The sequence below is a fragment of the Streptomyces sp. NPDC091209 genome, from assembly GCF_044757755.1.
In the GTDB taxonomy this organism is placed as follows: domain Bacteria; phylum Actinomycetota; class Actinomycetes; order Streptomycetales; family Streptomycetaceae; genus Streptomyces.
Map to the genome: position 1 here is coordinate 1 of NZ_JBIVVR010000033.1, position 1,850 is coordinate 1,850.

Genomic DNA, 1,850 nt, shown 5'->3' on the forward strand with positions numbered 1-1,850 from the left:
TGTGATGGGTAGGGGAGCGTCGTGTGCCGGGTGAAGCCGCGCCGGAAGGCAGTGGTGGACGGTTCACGAGTGAGAATGCAGGCATGAGTAGCGATACACACGTGAGAAACGTGTGCGCCGATTGACTAAGGGTTCCTGGGTCAAGCTGATCTGCCCAGGGTAAGTCGGGACCTAAGGCGAGGCCGACAGGCGTAGTCGATGGATAACCGGTTGATATTCCGGTACCCGCTGTGAAGCGTCAAACATTGAACCAGGCGATGCTAAGTCCGTGAAGCCGCCCCGGAGCCTTCGGGCAAGGGGGAGTGGTGGAGCCGACGGTCCGGACCTGCAGTAGGTGAGTGATGGGGTGACGCAGGAAGGTAGTCCATCCCGGGCGGTGGTTGTCCCGGGGTAAGGGTGTAGGCCGTGTGATAGGCAAATCCGTCACACATCAAGGCTGAGACCCGATGCCGAGCCGATTGTGGTGAAGTGGATGATCCTATGCTGTCGAGAAAAGCCTCTAGCGAGTTTCATGGCGGCCCGTACCCTAAACCGACTCAGGTGGTCAGGTAGAGAATACCGAGGCGTTCGGGTGAACTATGGTTAAGGAACTCGGCAAAATGCCCCCGTAACTTCGGGAGAAGGGGGGCCATCACTGGTGATCCGATTTACTCGGTGAGCTGGGGGTGGCCGCAGAGACCAGCGAGAAGCGACTGTTTACTAAAAACACAGGTCCGTGCGAAGCCGTAAGGCGATGTATACGGACTGACGCCTGCCCGGTGCTGGAACGTTAAGGGGACCGGTTAGTCAAGATTCGTCTTGGCGAAGCTGAGAACTTAAGCGCCAGTAAACGGCGGTGGTAACTATAACCATCCTAAGGTAGCGAAATTCCTTGTCGGGTAAGTTCCGACCTGCACGAATGGCGTAACGACTTCTCGACTGTCTCAACCATAGGCCCGGTGAAATTGCACTACGAGTAAAGATGCTCGTTTCGCGCAGCAGGACGGAAAGACCCCGGGACCTTTACTACAGTTTGATATTGGTGTTCGGTTCGGCTTGTGTAGGATAGGTGGGAGACTGTGAAGTGCGGGCGCCAGCCCGTGTGGAGTCGCCGTTGAAATACCACTCTGGTCGTGCTGGATGTCTAACCTGGGTCCGTGATCCGGATCAGGGACAGTGTCTGATGGGTAGTTTAACTGGGGCGGTTGCCTCCTAAAGAGTAACGGAGGCGCCCAAAGGTTCCCTCAGCCTGGTTGGCAATCAGGTGTTGAGTGTAAGTGCACAAGGGAGCTTGACTGTGAGACCGACGGGTCGAGCAGGGACGAAAGTCGGGACTAGTGATCCGGCGGTGGCTTGTGGAAGCGCCGTCGCTCAACGGATAAAAGGTACCCCGGGGATAACAGGCTGATCTTCCCCAAGAGTCCATATCGACGGGATGGTTTGGCACCTCGATGTCGGCTCGTCGCATCCTGGGGCTGGAGTCGGTCCCAAGGGTTGGGCTGTTCGCCCATTAAAGCGGTACGCGAGCTGGGTTTAGAACGTCGTGAGACAGTTCGGTCCCTATCCGCTGTGCGCGTAGGAATATTGAGAAGGGCTGTCCCTAGTACGAGAGGACCGGGACGGACGAACCTCTGGTGTGCCAGTTGTCCTGCCAAGGGCATGGCTGGTTGGCTACGTTCGGGAGGGATAACCGCTGAAAGCATCTAAGCGGGAAGCCTGCTTCGAGATGAGTATTCCCACCCCCTTTGAGGGGTTAAGGCTCCCAGTAGACGACTGGGTTGATAGGCCAGATCTGGAAGGCGGGTAACCGCTGGAGGTGACTGGTACTAATAGGCCGAGGGCTTGTCCTCAGTTGCTCGCGTCCACTGTGT

1 rRNA gene is annotated in these 1,850 nt (G+C 57.2%); it reads left to right on the top strand.

Annotation, left to right across the window (positions count from 1 at the left end):
- Positions 1-1,829 (top strand): 23S ribosomal RNA (locus ACIQRL_RS40805); the annotation flags it as partial.
- Positions 1,830-1,850: the final 21 nt, after the last annotated feature.